We start from the raw sequence: 15,695 nt of genomic DNA, 5'->3' as shown, positions 1-15,695 counted from the left end.
GCGTTTGGCTAGCGAAGATCGCGGCGCATGACAAGCGCGCCGGTCGGGCCGTGTTCCGGCGATTTGTAATAGTTGGCGCGCTTGCCGACCTCGCGGAAGCCAAGCCGCCGATAGAGCGCGATCGCAGCGACGTTGGTCTCGTCGACCTCGAGGAAAAGTGCCTCGGCGCGCTGTGCGTGCAATTCGCGCAGCACCGCATCCATCAATTGCCAGCCGAGCCCCCGGCGCCGATGCGAGCGTGCCACCGCGACCGTCAGGACCTCCCCCTCGCCGGCCGCCAGCCGCGCCAGCACGAAGCCGACCGGCGGCTTGGCGCCCTGTCCGGTCTCGCGCGCGGCATAGCCGAACACGGTGTCCTGCTCGAGCAGTGCGGCGAATTCGTCGTCGGTCCACGGCCGCGCGAAATCCTCGCGATGCAGCACCGACATGGCCGCGCTGTCGGCAATTGTCAGCGGCTCGAGCGCATAGTTCCTGCGGCGCGGCTGGAGGAACGGAATGCGCATCAGTTTTTTTGCCTCGACAAAACAAAGCCGGCCTGCGGCTTGGCGTCGGCGCCGCGCAGATAGAGCGGTTTCGGCTTTTCGCCCTCGCCCTTGGCTGCGGCCCGATGGGCATAGACGGCGATGTCGGCGGTGGCCGCCGTCCCGCCGAGATCGAAGCTGCGCCCGGCCGCCGCGGCAATTTGGGTTACCGCCGTGCCCGCCAGAACCGGAGAGATGTCGGTCGCCATGGCTGCGGCTTGCGAGAGCGTGGTCACAGCCGGACCATAGATCAGAACCGACCTCTCATCGTAAAGCGCCGCATGGATCTCCTCGCGGCCTGCATCGAGCGCGGCGAGCACGGCGCGGCGGGGAAATATCGCTGCGGCCTCTGCGGCCAACGCCTCCAGAGTCGTCACGCCGATCGCGGGGATTTTCAGCGCCAGCGCAAGGCCGCGCGCCGCCGAGACGCCGACGCGCAGACCGGTGAAGGAGCCCGGACCGGTCGCAACGGCAATGGCGCCGAGGCCGGTAAAGTCCGTTCCGGCCGCCTTCAACGCCCCCTCGATGACACCCATCAGATGCTCGGCATGACCCTTGCCGAGATCGAGCACCGAACGGCCGAGTTCTTTCCCGGCCGCCGCGTCGTAGACGCAGGCGGCGCAGAGATTGGCGGCACAGTCGATGGCAAGCAACTTCATGAAGCGCCCGGTTGAGACAGTTTCGAAAGCAGCCTCCCTCTGCCCGCCAGGGCTGATCCCCGCAAGGGGAATATCCACAAATCTTCAGGCGACTTGCTTGGAGTGTGGGTCCAAGAAGGTAAGTTTCGACGAACGCAACTGCCACAAACCGTTGCCAGGATTAGCCGATCTGCTCGATACGCAGCACGTGATTGTCCCAGACATAGTCCGGCTCGGAACGGATCGTGCCACCGCCCTCGACAATTTCGCCGGCGCCCGTCGTCGCCATGAAGCTTTTCCCATCGGGCGCCACGCCACAGACCTCGACCAGCGCCTTGGTAGCGACGATGCGGCTGCTGGCGGTGTCGATCACGGCAAGCGAATTCCCCTCAGGCGAAGACACGGCGATGGTGCCGGCGGCAGGGTTGGCGGCGACCGAGCCGATATAGTTCCTGAAGCCGGAGAGCACGTCTTGCGACATGTCGAGCAATTGCAAGTCCTTGCCGCGCGGCGCGCGGCCGACCAGCGGGGGACGATCGGTACCCGGCCCCCTGTATTGACAGCCGAACCAGACGGTGCCGGACCGGTCGGCATCCATATGGCGGATCGACAGTTGGTGCAGCGCCGGCGGCAATTCGTGCTTTTCGGTGAGATCGCCGGTAAGGCGGTCGACCAGAACATAGGACGGCTTCATCGTTGCGATATTGAGCTCTGCGCGGCCATAGTCCGGATGCGTCTCGATGCCGCCATTAGCCACAGCAATCGTCCTGCCATTGGAAAGCAGCAAAAGCTCGTGTGGGCCCATGCCGTAGGTCGGGAACTCGCCGATGCGCTTGAATTTCGCATGCGCGTCATAGACGCCGACCACGCCGGCGGCATTGTCGAAATCGTTCTCGGTGGCGTAGAGCAGCGTGCCGTCGGCCGAGAACACGCCATGGCCGAAGAAATGTCGGCCGGCAACGCTGGCAATGGTCTGCGGTTCATCGCGGCCGGTATGGTCGAAGACGACAGCAAAGGTGCCCGGCTGCCTGGCAAACACCACCGACCGCTTCGACACCGGGTCGAAAGTAACGTCGTGGCCCCGATCGGGCAGATCGATCGTGTGCAACAACTTGCCGGCCTTGGACAGGACGGCCACGCCATAGCTGCCGTCGCGCTTGACGAAAGCGGTGGCGAAGACCGCGTCGGCGTCGAGTGTCTTTGCCCAGGCCGACGGCGCCATCGCCGCTACGAAACCAGCGCCTGCGGCCCTCAGGAAATCGCGCCGATCGATCAGCGGCGTCCTCATGATCAGTCGCCGTCCAGTGACGAGAACCCGGCGGTCAGGCCAAATTCGGCGGTCAGCCTGGTTCCGATCAGGGTCGTCAGGCTGGATGTCACCAGCGAGAAATAATCGAGCTTGCGGCGCAGCGCCGGATCGGCAAGTGCCTTGTCGATCGGACCCCTGATCGCCTTGGCCGCCTCGATCCCGTTGGTGAGCTGGATGTGAACCGATTCCGCCATCCAGCGCGCATCGGGCGGCAGCGCGTCGCCAAGCTGCGAGGCCTGGAACAGCGCGTCCATGCCCGCCAGGTTCCCGGTCAGCGAGCGGGCGGTGTTTTGCGAGCGCCAATAGATCGCCTGTTTCGGTTTGTCGGCCTCCGGCTTGGCGCCCAGGAAGCCTTTCAGGCGCACGTCGCGCACCATTTCCAGCTCGTTGATGAAGACGCCGACCAGTTCGGTCACCGCTTCGGTGCCGCCGTGATAGAGCGCGTTCTGCGGACCCGGATTGGCCCAGAGCGCGGCAAAACCGTCGGGCTTGGTCCAGGCATCGCTGACCTCGCCGGCGATTGCCTCGATATTGCCGGCAATGGCCGCACCGTAGGCGCAGCGATAGGCGGCGTCCCTGCCGGCCAATTGATCGGCGCCGTCACCATGGAGCACGAATTCCAGTGCGCCGAGCCCTTGCATGGCGACGCTCTTTGTCGCCAGCTGGGCCGGATCGGCGGCTGTCGGATCCTTGCCGGCAAGTGCTGCCTGCACCTGCTTCAGGCCGATGCTCTTGCGGTCCGGCCAAAACAGCATGCGCTCAAGCCGGTTGTTTTCGGAGATCGGCCCGAAACGGATGATTTCCACCACCGACCAGGCATCCACGACACCCGAGAATTCGGCGCGTGCCGCATCGAGATTGTCTTGCGAGGGCGCCTGGCAAAGCGCGTGCATGATCTTCGCCAAGCCGTCCGCATGGTCATGCAGCCTGGCGTAGGCCGGGCGGACGAAGCCGTCGGTCGCCCGCTGGATCACATCCGAAGCCTTCACCGCCGCGGATGCTGGCAGCGCACCGTTGAGGACCAGCAGAGCGAGCGCAAGCGCAAGACGCTTCGGCATCAGAGCGACTCCAGAAATTTGATCAGCGCATCGCGATCGGCCGCTTCAGCGGCGGCAAAGCGGTCACGCGCCTTCTGGCCCTCGCCGTCATGCCACAGGATCGCCTCGGCCAGGCTGCGCGCGCGCCCGTCATGCAGGAAGAAGGTGTTGCCGCTGACGGTCTGGGTGAGCCCGATGCCCCACAGCGGCGGCGTGCGCCATTCGCTTCCCGTGGCCTCGCCCACCGCCTGCCCGTCGGCAAGGCCTGGTCCCATGTCGTGCAGCAGGAAATCGGAATACGGCCAGATCAGCTGGAAGGCCTGCGCCTTATTCGGGGTGCCGCGACGGGTGACGAATTTCGGCGTATGGCAGGAGATGCAGCCCATATCGTAGAACAGTTTTTTGCCGGCGAGCACGTCCGGTCTGTCGAGACCGCGCCGGGCCGGCACGGCAAGGTTTTGCGAATAGAAGGTAACGAGGTCCATGATCGGCGGCGGCGCTTCGACCGGACCGAGGCGCTCCTGCACGCCGTTAGGCAGGGCAAGGCAGGTCTTTTCTCCGGAGGTGCAATCGCCCCAGTGCTTCGGCACCTCGGGCGTCGAAATGCCGATATCACCGGCAAAAGCGTCCGCCGATTGCTGGCGGATCGATGCCGCCTGCGCCTTCCAGCCGAAACGGCCGAGCGTCAGTTCACCGCTGCTGCCGTCACGTATTATGTTGGGCCTGCCGGAAATCCCGTCACCATCGCGGTCGGCCGCATCGGCACGCGCAAGGATGTCGGCAGGAGCGATCTGCTCGACCAGGCCGAGGCCGATCATCGGCGGCGTCATGCGCGGCGACAGCGTGGTGTGCGGGTCGAGCGGCCCGTAGGCGAGGCCCTCGACCGAATAGCTCGGCTTGCGCAGCGACACCGTGCTGCCATCCGCCAATTTCACCTTCTCGTCCTGATAGTCGACATGCATCCTGCCCTCGCCCTGCAGGCCGGGTACCGCCAATTCCTGCAATTGCGTGCCATAGACCGGGTCGGGGAAGTTGAGCACCTTGTGATCGGCGAGCGCGGCTTCCTCCTCCTCGGTACTGGCTTGCCTTGCCAGGCGCAGGAACATCGAGGTGGTGCCGCTGTCGCCTTCGGGCGGATGGCCGCGGCCGTCCTTCAGATGACAGTTCTGGCAGCCGCGCTCATTGAACAGCGGACCGAGCCCATCCGAGGCCTGTGTCGAGGATGGCGAGGACACCCAGTTCTTGCGGAAAATGGCGTTGCCGAGCTTGAAGGTGCCCTCTTCCTCGAAGCTGATGTTGGCAGAGGATTGCGAGAAGGCGTCCTTGTTGACGTCCTTCTTCGAGGTGCCGGCGCCGCCCTGCATTAGCTCGAATTGCTCGGGCTTGGAGAAATCGCTGGTCGGCCTGGTAATGGCGATGACGCGCGCCAGATCCTTCGGCGCCAGATCGGTGCGGCTGGTGGCAAGGCCCGCCGGTTGCGGCGCTCCGGCCAGCGCCGAGGCTGTGAGCGTCGCCACCACGGCAAGAAAAGCGCCGCGAACCATTCCGTATCGCGGCTTCTTCTGAGGCGGCGGGCCGCAATGCTCGGCCGGCCGCAAGCGGCGCATGAAATCTAGGGTGCGCCGCATTCCCGCATGTCCTTATTCCGCCTCGTCGGCCGACGCCGCGTTGAGCTGGCCATACTTTTCTTCGCCGATCGAGGCCAGCAGATCGAGTTGCGTCTCGAGGAAGTCGATGTGAACTTCCTCGTCAGTCAGCAATTCCTCGAACAGCTTCATCGTCACGTAGTCGCCTGCCTCGTTGCAGATCTCGCGCGACCGCTTGTAGGCAGTGCGCGCGTCATATTCGCCGGCAAGATCGGATTCGAGCACTTCCTTGACATTCTGCCCGATGCGCAGCGGCGCCACGGACTGCAGGTTCGGATGGCCCTCGAGGAAAATGATGCGCGCCACGAGCCGGTCGGCATGGTGCATTTCCTCGATCGATTCGGCGCGTTCCTTCTTCGCCAGCTTGGCGTATCCCCAGTCTTCCAGCAGCCGGAAATGCACCCAGTACTGATTGACCGCTCCAAGTTCCAGAAACAGAGCCTCGTTAAGCCGCTCTATGATCTGCTGTTCGCCTTTCATGGGTTCTGCTCCCGTATTGGACGCGCAGGCCTCTGACGCGATCCAGGTGTGAAACAATGTCCACGCCGCTCGCCGCCGAGCGGGTGTGGTAATTTTCGGTGACCCGAATGATCGTTTCGACCACATTTGGGAAGCAGCCGCAACAGCGACCGCGCTTGTGCATGGCATGATAGACCTTCGCCGGCACGATAAGCTGCCAAGGGTCCTCATCCAGCAGTCCGACGATCGTCTGCTCTATCTCCTTTTCGGTGATGATGTTGCAATGGCAGATCAGCATTTGGCGCTCTGGCTGACGGCGCTCATTGCGCCGCGTGGCTGGTGGTTTCGATAGTTTACTGGAACACCTTGTCCGGTGAATCGAGGCTGTCCGATCCCTCGAAGGCTATGGCATTGAGCTTCAGGGTACCGACGGCGCGTTCGATCGACTTGGTCTGATCGACCAGCGCGTCGATCGCCGCCTGCACGGTGGCATTGCCTTCCGTGTTGCCCTCTCCGATCTGCTGGTCATAGGCCTCGCCGGCAAGCGCCCGCGCCTTGATGGCCTCCATCTTGGCGACGGTGACATCCAGTTTGTCCGACAATTCCTTGTCGATCGCCGGATCGGCCGCCTTGACCATGTCGGCCACAGACGGCCCCTCGACGACAGTGCCGTCAAGCCGCGTGTAGCTGCCGTGATAGGCGGCGCGGATGCCGACGGCGTCATTGAGATGGGAATTGTAGGTGTTGTCGGAGAAACAATCGTGCTCCTCTTCCGGATCGTGCAGCAAGAGGCCGAGCTTCATCCGCTCGCCGGCGAGCTCGCCATAGGACAGCGAGCCCATGCCGGTGAAGATGGTCGAAATGGCGGCGTTCGGCTCGCCATCGACAAGGTTCTTGCGGGCGGCGCCGCCTTCCTTCCAGTCGTTGACCATGTCCTTGAGATCGGAAACCAGAAGGTCGCTCGCCGATTTCAGGTACTGCCCGCGACGGTCGCAATTGCCGCCGGTGCAATTGGCAAGATCGTAATCGGTGTAGGGCCGCTCGCCGGCGCCAGGACCGGTGCCGTGCAGGTCCTGGCCCCATAGCAGGAATTCGATGGCGTGATAGCCGGTCGCCACATTGGCCTCGATGCCGCCGGCTTCCTGCAGGGTGCCGGAGAGGAACTCCGGCGTCAGATTGGTAGCGTCGACCTTCTTGCCGTTGATCTCGATCGACTTGTTGGCGATCACATTGGCGGTATAGAGCGCGTTGGCGTCCGACTCGGTGCCGTAGCCCTTGGCGACATAGTCGATCAAGCCCTCGTCGAGCGGCCAGGAGTTCACCTTGCCTTCCCAGTCATCGACGATCGCATTGCCGAAGCGATAGACCTCGGTCTGCTGATAGGAAACGCGCGACGCCTTCCAGGCCTCGCGGGCGGCGTTCAGCGTTTCGACCGATGGCTTGGCGAGCAGTGCATCGACAGCCTTGTCGAGCGCCTCGGCCGTGATCAGCGAATCCTCGTATTTAGCGAGCGCAATGTCGGAATAGGTCTTGATGACCGCCTTAGCATCGGTTTGCGCCTTGGCCGGCAGCACGAACACCGCCGCCGTGAGCATCGCGGTGGCGCCGATCGCCGCAAGCCTGCCGCCATACCGCGCCGTGATCATCGTTCTCATGACTGTCTCTCCTCGGGAATCAATGAAATGCCGGCGCCGCGGCGGGCAGTTGCCAGCGGGCAAAGAAGGGTCGCGCCATCGCGCGGTTCGCGGAAGAAAGACACCGAAATGCCTCCAATCGAAAGGGTTCAAGGCCCAGACATCAAAGGGATGCGCTGACGCGCGAGCTTCCATAAAACGGCGAAGACGCCGGATGTCAACTGGTGGTCTAGAAAAAATTCAATTGAAACAACAGTTTAGAATTATTCTAAACTAGAACTGTCAACTTTAACACCGATGTATCAGGAATGCCGGCGCATGACGCGATTGACAGGGGGGCATTCCGGGTGCGACCCGGATCGGCGTTCTTGCGGCGGCGCCGGACAATCGCCAGCTGGCGGGACGTCCTAGATTTGGATGAGGAATCGGGCTGTTATGAAGAACGGGGTTGTCATTGTCGGTGCGGGTCATGCGGGCGTGCAAGCGGCCGCCAGCCTGCGCGAAGAAGGCTATGACGGTCCGGTGATCCTGATCGGCGACGAAAACGAATTGCCCTACCACAAGCCGCCGCTGTCGAAGACCTTCATCAAGGATCAGCAAGCAAAGCCGCAGCCGTTGCGCGGCGAGGCTTTTTATACCGGCAGCGCCATAGACTATCGGCCAGGCCTCCGGGTCGAGCGCATCGATGTAGGCGGCCGCCGGCTGGAGATATCGGGCGGCGGCGTGCTGCCGTTCGAGCGGCTGGTCCTCGCCACCGGCGCGCGGCCGCGCCTGCTGCCGCTGCCGGGTTCGGAGCTTTCCGGCGTTGTGTCGCTGCGCTCGCTCGGCGATGCCCGCCTGATCCGCGAATTGAGCGCGCAAAGCGAGGAGGCCGTCATCCTCGGCGGCGGCTTCATCGGCCTGGAGATTGCCGCGACGCTCACCGCCGCCGGCCGCAAGGTCACGGTGGTCGAGGCGGTCGACCGACTGCTCGGCCGCGCCGTGGCGCCGGTCATCGCCGGCCATGTGCGCAAGCGGCTGGAAGCCACCGGTGTGCGCGTCCTCACCGGCACCACCATCGAACGGCTGGAGGGCGAGAACGGCCGTGTTTCGGCTGCAATCACCTCGTCCGGCGAGAGATTGCCGGCACAGATGGTCGCCATCGGCATTGGCGTCGTGCCGAATGTCGAATTGGCCGAAGCCGCCGGTATTGCCATCGCCAACGGCATCCGCGTCGACCAGCAGATGCGCACGTCGGTGCCGGAAATCCTCGCCATCGGCGACGCCGCCTCCTACCGGCACTGGTTCACCGGCGGCGATGTGCGGCTGGAATCGGTGCAGAACGCCACAGACCAGGCGCGGCTCGCCGCGCGCACCATCATCGGCCATGCCGACAATTACTCGGCGGTGCCGTGGTTCTGGTCCGATATCGGCGACATGAAGCTGCAGATGGTCGGCCTGATTGCGGGCGGCGACAGCCATGTCGTGCTGGGCGACGTGGCCGAAAACAAATTCTCGATCTACCACTACGCCGCAAGCCGGCTGCTCGGCATCGAATCGGTCAACCGGCCCGGCGACCATATGCTTGGCCGCAAGATGCTCGGCGCCGGCTTTTCGCCGTCGCCGCAGATTGTCGCGACCGGGCCCGACGGGCTGAAGGCGGCGCTCGCCGCCTTCCAGCAGGCAGAGCCTGCAAGAGCGGCCGGATAGCTCAGGCGGCGCGAACTTCGCGGATCGAGCTTTCGAGGATGTCGAGCGCTTCGTTCATGACGGCGTCCTGGATGGTGATCGGCGCGAGGAAGCGGATGACGTTGCCGTAGACGCCGCAGGTCAGCAGGATCAGGCCCTTGTCGAGCGCCTTCAGCCGCACCGCATTGGCGAGTTCCGACGACGGCAGCCCCTTCGTCACATCGTTGAACTCGACCGCGTTCATGAAGCCAGGTCCTCGGATATCGACAATCTCAGGCGCTTCGTCGCGGATCGATTGCAGGCGCTGCTTCAGACGGTTGCCTAGCGTGTTGGCGCGGTCGCAGAGCTTCTCCTCATCGATGACGTCGAGCACGGCATGCGCCGCGGCGACGCCGATCGGGCTGCCGCCATAGGTGCCGCCGAGCCCGCCGGGGCTCGGCGCATCCATGATCTCGGCACGCCCGGTGACGGCCGCCAGCGGGAAGCCGCCGGCCAGGCTCTTGGCCATGGTGGTGATGTCGGCCGCCACCTCGTGGTGGTCCATGGCAAACATCTTGCCGGTGCGGGCAAAGCCGGTCTGCACTTCGTCGGCGATCAGCAGCATGCCGTGCTGGTCGCAGATCTTGCGCAATGCGGTCATGAAGTCGCGCGGCGCCTCGTAGAAGCCACCCTCGCCCTGCACCGGCTCGACGATGATCGCGGCGACGCGGGCCGGGTCGACATCGGCCTTGAACAGCCGGTCGAGCGCGGCCAGCGAATCGGCGACCGAGACGCCGTGCAGCGCCACCGGGAACGGCGCATGGAAGACATCCGCCGGCATGGCGCCGAAGCCGACCTTGTAAGGCACGACCTTGCCGGTCAGCGCCATGCCCATGAAGGTGCGGCCGTGAAAGCCGCCGGAAAAGGCGATGACCGCCGGCCGGCCGGTGGCATTGCGGGCGATCTTGATCGCGTTCTCGACCGCCTCGGCGCCGGTGGTGAGGAAAATCGTCTTCTTGTCGAACTTGCCGGGGAGCATGCCGTTCAGCCGTTCTGCCAGCCTGATATAGCTCTCATAAGGCACGACCTGGTAGCAGGTGTGGGTGAAACGGTCGAGCTGCGCCTTGACCGCTTCGATCACCCTAGGGTGACGGTGGCCGGTGTTGACGACAGCGATGCCGGACGAGAAATCGATATAGCGGCGGCCTTCGACGTCCCAGATCTCCGAATTTTCGGCGCGATCGGCATAGATCTGAGTGGTCATGCCGACGCCGCGGGAAATCGACTGGTTCTTGCGTTCGGAAATGGCTGAATTTGTCATCGTACCCCTCGCCGGGCCGGCGCCCGCTCTCGTTTGATGGCTGTTGAGACTCTTCTGGGCTTATTTCAGTTTTTCCTCAAGTTGGCACCGCCGCCGGGCGATTGGGCCTGCCGGTCGGCGTCAGCAACCGAACGCCCGTCGCTCATGCCGTCCTGACAAACCCCTCGCTGGCCCTCAGCAGATTGCGCGTGTAGTCCTTGGTGACGCGGCGCTCGACAAGGTCGCCGGCGGCGAGGTGCTCGACCGCCTCGCCGTTCTGCATCACCATCAGCCGCTCGCACATATGGGTGATGATGGCGAGGTCGTGGCTGACCATCAGGAAGGTCAGCTTGCGGCGCCGCCGGATCTCCTCCAACAGGTTGAGCACTTCGGCCTGTACGGAAGCGTCGAGCGCCGACGTGGGTTCGTCGAGCAGCAGGATCGAGGGTTCGAGGATCAGGGCGCGGGCGATCGCGACGCGCTGGCGCTGGCCGCCCGACAGTTGATGCGAATAGCGGAAGCGGAATCCGGTTCCCAGGCCGACCTCGTCCAGCGCCCGCTGGATGCGCTTTTCACCGTCAGCGAAGCCGTGAATGGCGAGTGGCTCCTGCAGCAGGCGGTCGACGGTCTGGCGTGGGTGCAGCGAGCCGTACGGGTCCTGGAAGACCATCTGCACCTCGCGATAAAACGCCTTGTCGCGGCGCGCGCCGAGCGTTTTGCCGTTGACGGTAATGGTGCCTGATGCGGCCGGCGCCAGGCCGGCGATTGCCCTGAGAAGGGTCGACTTGCCGGAGCCGGATTCGCCGACGAGGCCGAACGATTCACCGGATTGCACCTCGAGGCTGACGCCTTTCAGCGCGCGGAAGCGGTCGAACATCACCTCCAGCCTGTCGACGGAAAGGGCTGCCGTCATGCCGCCCACTCCGGCTTGCGGTCGAGCACCGGCAACGGGTGGCGGTCGGCGCCGATCTTGGGCATGCAGTTGAGCAGGCCGCGCGTATAGGGATGCTGGGCGCGGCCGAGCTCCGAGGCCTTGAGCTGTTCGACGACCTTGCCGGCATACATGACGATGACACGATCGCAGAAGGACGAGACCAGGCGCAGATCGTGCGAGATGAAGATCAGCCCCATGCCGCGCTCGCTGACCAGCCTGTCGAGGATGCCGAGCACGTCGAGCTGCACGGTGACGTCGAGTGCCGAGGTCGGCTCGTCGGCGATCATCATCTCCGGCCCGGCGATCAGCATCATGGCGATCATGGCGCGCTGGCCCATGCCGCCGGAAACCTCATGCGGATGCAGGTCGAAGACACGGGCCGGATCGCGGATCTGCACAGCCTCCAGCATGGCAAGCGCGCGCTCGCGGGCTTCGGCCTTGGAGACCTTCTCATGCGTGCGCAGCGTCTCGACGATCTGGCGGCCGATGCTCATCACCGGGTCCAGCGAATATTTCGGATCCTGCAGGATCATGGCGATACGCTTGCCGCGCAGCGCGCGGCGCTCGCGCGGCGAGGCGGCCAGCAGGTCGATGCCGTCGAAAGCGAGCGTCTTCGCGGTCACATCGGCCTGCGGCGGGGTGACGCCCATGATGGCGCGGCCGGTCTGCGATTTGCCCGATCCGCTCTCGCCGACGATGCCGAGCCGCTCGCGGCCGAGCGAGAACGAAACGCCGCGCACCGCCTCGATCAGGCCGGTGCGCGTCGGAAAGGTAACGCGCAGGTCGTCGACTTCGAGAAGCGTGCTCATTGGTCACCGCTTCGGGGATCGAGCGCGTCGCGCAAGCCGTCGCCGAGCAGGTTGAAGCCGAGGCTGACGATGAGAATGGCAAAGCCCGGCGCGCCCGCAACCCACCACTGGTCGAGCACGAAGCGGCGGCCGGACGCGATCATCGCGCCCCATTCCGGCAGCGGCGGCTGCGCGCCGAGACCGAGGAAGCCGAGACCGGCGGCGGTCAGGATGATGCCGGCCATGTCGAGCGTCACCCTGATGATCAGCGAGGAGATGCAGAGCGGCATTATGTGGCGGAGCACGATGCGGAACGGCGAGGCGCCCATCAGTTGCACGGCCTTGATGTAGTCCGAATTGCGCACCGTGAGCGTTTCGGCGCGCGCGATGCGGGCATAGGGCGGCCACGAGGTGATGGCGATGGCGAGCACGGCGTTTTCGATGCCGGGGCCGAGCGCGGCGACGAAGGCCAGCGCCAGGATCAGCTTCGGAAAGGCGAGAAAGATGTCGGTGATGCGCATCAGGATCGCATCGGTCCAGCCGCCGGCATAGCCGGCGACGGTGCCGACCAGCAAGCCGATGGGCGCGGCGATGATGGCAACCAGAATGACGACGTAGAGTGTCCAGCGCGAGCCGAAGATGATGCGCGAATAGATATCGCGGCCGAGATCGTCGGTACCGAACCAGTGCGACGCACTCGGCGCCAGCAGCCGCGAGCCCTTGAGGTCGCCGAATGTCGGCGAATAGGGCGCCAGCACATCGGCGAAGGCTGCGACCAACAGCAAGGCGATGATGATGAGCAGGCCGAGAAATGCCAGCCGGTTGGCCGAGAAGCGTCGCCAGGCCACATAGGCGCGGCCGAGCCTTGCCTGCACGCGCGACGCCGGCCGCTCGCTGAGCAGCCAGTCGCGGCGGGTTTGAATCGCTTCCGTGCTCATCCTGCCTTCGTCCTCATCCTGCCTTGGTCCTGGGATCGAGCACCCGGTAGAGCAGGTCGGAGAATAGATTGATGGCGATGAAGACCGAGCCGATGATGATGGTGCCGCCGAGCACGGCATTCATGTCGGCGTTCTGCAGCGAGTTGGTGATGTAGAGGCCGATGCCCGGCCACGAAAACACCGTCTCGGTCAGCACCGAGCCTTCGAGCAGCCCGGCATACGACAGAGCGATCACCGTAACCATCGGTACAGCGGCGTTGCGCAGCGCGTGACCCCAGATGATGCGCGTTTCCGACAGGCCCTTGGCTCGTGCCGCGACGATGTATTCCTGGGTGAGTTCGTTCAGCATGAAGGAGCGCGTCATGCGGCTGATATAGGCGAGCGAGAAATAACCGAGCAGCGAGGCCGGCAGGATGATGTGGCGGAAGGCATCGGCAAATACGTCCCACTGCCGCTGCCAGAGTGCATCCAGCAGGTAAAAGCCGGTAATCGGCGTGAAGGTGTATTCGTAGACGACATCGAGGCGGCCGGGAAAGGCGACCCATTGCAGCTTGGCGTAGAACAGAACCAGCGCCAGCAGCCCCAGCCAGAAGATCGGCACGGAATAGCCGACAAGGCCGATGATCCGCACGACCTGGTCGATGACGCTGCCGCGCCGCACCGCGGCCAGCACGCCAAGCGGCACGCCGATCACCGAACCGATCAATGTTCCCAGCGTCGCCAGTTCGAGCGTCGCGGGAAAGGCGCGGCGGATATCGGTCATCACCGGATTGGTGGTCAGCACCGAGGTGCCGAAATCACCGTTCAGGGCATGTTTGACATAGATGTAGAACTGCTCGACCAGCGGCAGGTCGAGGCCCATCTCGCGGCGCGTTCGTTCGACGACATTGGCCGGCGCCCGGTCGCCGAGCACCGCCAGCACCGGGTCGATCGGGATGACACGGCCGATGAAGAAGGTCACCGCGAGCAGACCGAGATAGGTCGTTATCGCGATGACCAGGAACCGGGCGATCGATGAGGCCACGGCAACGGCGCGGGCGCCGCCGCGCCCTGCCGTCACTTCGCTTTCAGCCACACTCATACGGCGCGTCCGCCGGCGTCACTCCTTCGAGACGGGGCCGACGAAGTTGGTGTCGAAGCTCGGGCCGAGCGCAAAGCCCTTGAGGTTCTTGCGCAGGCCGGCCACTTCCAGCTGCTGGTGGATGATGACGAAAGGACTGGTGTCGAGGATCTTCTTCTCGAGATCCTGGTACATTGTGGCGCGCTTGGCCGCGTCCTTCTCGAGCAGGGCGGCCTCCGTTTGCTTGGTCAGGTCCGGAATGTCCCAGGCGTTGCGCCAGGCCAGCGTCTTGGTCTTGCCTTCATCCGAATTGTCCGGGTTGCTGGCAAAGGTCTGCGCATTGGAATTCGGGTCGAAATAGTCCTGGCCCCACTGGCCGATATAGATGTCGTGGTTGCGGGCGCGGTATTTGGTCAGCGTCTGCTTGCCGTCGCCGGGGATGATCTCCAGCTTGATGCCGGCCTGTCCCAACGTCTGCTGGATCGATTCCGCCATGCCCGTCGTCGGCTGGCCGGTGCGCACGTCCATGGTGACGCTGAAGCCGTCGGCGAGACCCGCCTTGGCGAGCAGTTCCTTGGCCTTGGCGACGTCGAACTTGAACGGATTTTCGTCCAGCTCGCCGAGTACGCCCTTGGGCAGGAAGGTCTGATGGATCTCGCCGATGCCCTTGAGGATGGTCGTGCTCAAGGCATCGTAGTCGACCAGATATTTGAACGCCTGGCGAACCTCGGGCTTGGCGAGGTTCGCGTTCTTCTGGTTGAGGCTGATGTAATAGACCGTGCCCTTCGGCGCGCTGGTGGTGGTGAGGTCGGCATTCTTGGCGATGGCGTCGAGATCGTTCGGCTCGAGATTGCGGGCGACGTCGATGTCGCCGGCTTCCAGCGCCAGGCGCTGGCCCGAGCTTTCCTTCATGTTGCGATAGATGACACGGGCAAGCTTGGCCTTCTCGCCGTTGTAATTGTCGTTGCGTTCCAGCACGACGGCCTCGTTGGCGCGCCATTCGCGCAGCTTGAAGGCGCCGGAGCCGGCATAGCCGGTCTTCAGCCAGGCATTGCCGAAATCATTGTCCCATTTGTAGTCGGCGCTCGGCGTGACCGCGGCGACATGCTCCTTGACCAGCTTGGCGTCGACCACCGAGGCGACCGTCGCCGACAGGCAGTTCAGCACGAAGCTCGGCGCATAGGCCTTGTCGACGGTGAACTGGAACGTCGTATCATCAACGGCCTTCGCCTTCGCGGTGACATTGCCGCCATCGATGCCGAACTGGCCGATGATGAAGGCCGGGCTCTTGTCGAGCTTGATGGCGCGCTCGAACGAATAGGCGACGTCCGCCGCCGTGATCGGATTGCCGGAGGCGAATTTGAGGCCGGGCTTGAGCTTGAACGTGTAGGTCAGGCCGTCGTCGGAGACGCTCCAGCTTTCCGCGAGATCGCCTTTGACCTTGGAGGTGTCGCTGAGGTCGAGGCGTACCAGGAGATCATAGGTGTTGCCGGTGATTTCGGCGGTCGACAATTCGAATGCCTCGCCCGGATCCATGGAGATGATGTCGTCGATGGCGAAACCCTCGACCAGCGTGTCGGCGGGCGTGACCGCGAAGGCAGGCGCAGCGGCCAGAAGCAGCGCGGACATGGCCGCGCCCGCGAGCAAGAAGCGGGAGCGTAGAGCAAACTTTTCCATCATCATTTTAACTGTTCCCTGTTTTTGTTGACCTGAGTTCCCGGCTCAGGGTTGTGGCATTTTCTTGCCGCGTCGAACGGTGATTCCCGGACCATTGTCTTGGCAAT

15 protein-coding genes are annotated in these 15,695 nt (G+C 64.2%); 1 reads left to right on the top strand and 14 read right to left on the bottom strand.

Going from position 1 to position 15,695, the window contains the following annotated elements; all coding sequences use genetic code 11:
* Positions 1-8 precede the first annotated feature (8 nt).
* The 8 genes from rimI to NKJ09_RS20310 form a co-directional block, all read right to left on the bottom strand.
* A complete protein-coding gene (gene rimI, locus NKJ09_RS20345) occupies positions 9-503 on the bottom strand; it encodes a ribosomal protein S18-alanine N-acetyltransferase (protein WP_352493767.1) in 495 nt (164 codons plus the stop codon).
* The gene (tsaB, locus tag NKJ09_RS20340; protein WP_352493766.1) at positions 503-1,180 is read right to left on the bottom strand and encodes a tRNA (adenosine(37)-N6)-threonylcarbamoyltransferase complex dimerization subunit type 1 TsaB; all 678 of its coding nucleotides are present in this window, start codon (positions 1,178-1,180) and stop codon (positions 503-505) included. Before tsaB ends, rimI begins: the two co-directional genes overlap by 1 nt.
* A gap of 160 nt (positions 1,181-1,340) precedes the next feature.
* Entirely contained in the window at positions 1,341-2,447 is a 1,107-nt protein-coding gene (locus NKJ09_RS20335) for a DUF1513 domain-containing protein (RefSeq protein ID WP_352493765.1), read from the bottom strand.
* 2 nt (positions 2,448-2,449) lie between these two features.
* Positions 2,450-3,526, bottom strand: coding sequence for an imelysin family protein (locus NKJ09_RS20330; RefSeq protein WP_352515767.1), 1,077 nt, complete (start codon positions 3,524-3,526; stop codon positions 2,450-2,452).
* On the bottom strand, positions 3,526-5,049 hold the full coding sequence (locus NKJ09_RS20325; RefSeq protein WP_502901322.1) for a di-heme oxidoreductase family protein: 1,524 nt from the start codon (positions 5,047-5,049) through the stop codon (positions 3,526-3,528). Before NKJ09_RS20325 ends, NKJ09_RS20330 begins: the two co-directional genes overlap by 1 nt.
* A gap of 96 nt (positions 5,050-5,145) precedes the next feature.
* Entirely contained in the window at positions 5,146-5,631 is a 486-nt protein-coding gene (gene bfr, locus NKJ09_RS20320; RefSeq protein ID WP_352493762.1) for a bacterioferritin, read from the bottom strand.
* Complete coding sequence (locus tag NKJ09_RS20315; RefSeq protein ID WP_254816251.1) at positions 5,597-5,908, bottom strand: (2Fe-2S)-binding protein; 312 nt, start codon at positions 5,906-5,908, stop codon at positions 5,597-5,599. The genes bfr and NKJ09_RS20315 overlap by 35 nt, the downstream gene beginning before the upstream one ends.
* A 55-nt stretch (positions 5,909-5,963) precedes the next feature.
* Positions 5,964-7,256, bottom strand: coding sequence for an imelysin family protein (locus tag NKJ09_RS20310; protein WP_502899015.1), 1,293 nt, complete (start codon positions 7,254-7,256; stop codon positions 5,964-5,966).
* Positions 7,257-7,679: 423 nt separating this feature from the next.
* Here NKJ09_RS20310 and NKJ09_RS20305 point away from each other — a divergent pair, with 423 nt between their 5' ends.
* Positions 7,680-8,933, top strand: coding sequence for an NAD(P)/FAD-dependent oxidoreductase (locus NKJ09_RS20305; protein ID WP_352493761.1), 1,254 nt, complete (start codon positions 7,680-7,682; stop codon positions 8,931-8,933).
* Position 8,934: 1 nt separating this feature from the next.
* On the opposite strand, the gene NKJ09_RS20300 is transcribed toward NKJ09_RS20305, so the two are convergent.
* The 6 genes from NKJ09_RS20300 to NKJ09_RS20275 form a co-directional block, all read right to left on the bottom strand.
* Complete coding sequence (locus NKJ09_RS20300; RefSeq protein ID WP_352515768.1) at positions 8,935-10,212, bottom strand: 4-aminobutyrate--2-oxoglutarate transaminase; 1,278 nt, start codon at positions 10,210-10,212, stop codon at positions 8,935-8,937.
* Positions 10,213-10,354: 142 nt separating this feature from the next.
* Complete coding sequence (locus tag NKJ09_RS20295) at positions 10,355-11,104, bottom strand: ABC transporter ATP-binding protein (RefSeq protein ID WP_352493759.1); 750 nt, start codon at positions 11,102-11,104, stop codon at positions 10,355-10,357.
* Positions 11,101-11,934 carry an ABC transporter ATP-binding protein gene (locus NKJ09_RS20290; protein ID WP_352493758.1) on the bottom strand — a complete coding sequence of 278 codons (834 nt, stop codon included), beginning with the start codon at positions 11,932-11,934 and terminating at the stop codon, positions 11,101-11,103. The genes NKJ09_RS20295 and NKJ09_RS20290 overlap by 4 nt, the downstream gene beginning before the upstream one ends.
* Complete coding sequence (nikC, locus tag NKJ09_RS20285; protein ID WP_352493757.1) at positions 11,931-12,851, bottom strand: nickel transporter permease; 921 nt, start codon at positions 12,849-12,851, stop codon at positions 11,931-11,933. Before nikC ends, NKJ09_RS20290 begins: the two co-directional genes overlap by 4 nt.
* A 13-nt stretch (positions 12,852-12,864) precedes the next feature.
* Positions 12,865-13,932 carry an ABC transporter permease gene (locus tag NKJ09_RS20280; protein ID WP_023719588.1) on the bottom strand — a complete coding sequence of 356 codons (1,068 nt, stop codon included), beginning with the start codon at positions 13,930-13,932 and terminating at the stop codon, positions 12,865-12,867.
* 18 nt (positions 13,933-13,950) lie between these two features.
* Positions 13,951-15,594: an ABC transporter substrate-binding protein gene (locus tag NKJ09_RS20275; protein ID WP_352493756.1), complete on the bottom strand. Its 1,644-nt coding sequence runs from the start codon at positions 15,592-15,594 to the stop codon at positions 13,951-13,953.
* Positions 15,595-15,695: the final 101 nt, after the last annotated feature.

The sequence above is a fragment of the Mesorhizobium sp. M0189 genome (assembly GCF_040322135.1).
Lineage (GTDB): Bacteria > Pseudomonadota > Alphaproteobacteria > Rhizobiales > Rhizobiaceae > Mesorhizobium.
This window is presented reverse-complemented; position numbering and strand designations above follow the sequence as displayed.

Coding starts and splice junctions, on each gene's coding strand:
- rimI (WP_352493767.1), bottom strand. CDS start 503: ATGCGCATTCCGTTCCTCCAGCCGCGCCGCAGGAACTATGCGCTCGAG.
- tsaB (WP_352493766.1), bottom strand. CDS start 1,180: ATGAAGTTGCTTGCCATCGACTGTGCCGCCAATCTCTGCGCCGCCTGC.
- NKJ09_RS20335 (WP_352493765.1), bottom strand. CDS start 2,447: ATGAGGACGCCGCTGATCGATCGGCGCGATTTCCTGAGGGCCGCAGGC.
- NKJ09_RS20330 (WP_352515767.1), bottom strand. CDS start 3,526: ATGCCGAAGCGTCTTGCGCTTGCGCTCGCTCTGCTGGTCCTCAACGGT.
- NKJ09_RS20325 (WP_502901322.1), bottom strand. CDS start 5,049: ATGGTTCGCGGCGCTTTTCTTGCCGTGGTGGCGACGCTCACAGCCTCG.
- bfr (WP_352493762.1), bottom strand. CDS start 5,631: ATGAAAGGCGAACAGCAGATCATAGAGCGGCTTAACGAGGCTCTGTTT.
- NKJ09_RS20315 (WP_254816251.1), bottom strand. CDS start 5,908: ATGCTGATCTGCCATTGCAACATCATCACCGAAAAGGAGATAGAGCAG.
- NKJ09_RS20310 (WP_502899015.1), bottom strand. CDS start 7,256: ATGATCACGGCGCGGTATGGCGGCAGGCTTGCGGCGATCGGCGCCACC.
- NKJ09_RS20305 (WP_352493761.1), top strand. CDS start 7,680: ATGAAGAACGGGGTTGTCATTGTCGGTGCGGGTCATGCGGGCGTGCAA.
- NKJ09_RS20300 (WP_352515768.1), bottom strand. CDS start 10,212: ATGACAAATTCAGCCATTTCCGAACGCAAGAACCAGTCGATTTCCCGC.
- NKJ09_RS20295 (WP_352493759.1), bottom strand. CDS start 11,104: ATGACGGCAGCCCTTTCCGTCGACAGGCTGGAGGTGATGTTCGACCGC.
- NKJ09_RS20290 (WP_352493758.1), bottom strand. CDS start 11,934: ATGAGCACGCTTCTCGAAGTCGACGACCTGCGCGTTACCTTTCCGACG.
- nikC (WP_352493757.1), bottom strand. CDS start 12,851: ATGAGCACGGAAGCGATTCAAACCCGCCGCGACTGGCTGCTCAGCGAG.
- NKJ09_RS20280 (WP_023719588.1), bottom strand. CDS start 13,932: ATGAGTGTGGCTGAAAGCGAAGTGACGGCAGGGCGCGGCGGCGCCCGC.
- NKJ09_RS20275 (WP_352493756.1), bottom strand. CDS start 15,594: ATGATGATGGAAAAGTTTGCTCTACGCTCCCGCTTCTTGCTCGCGGGC.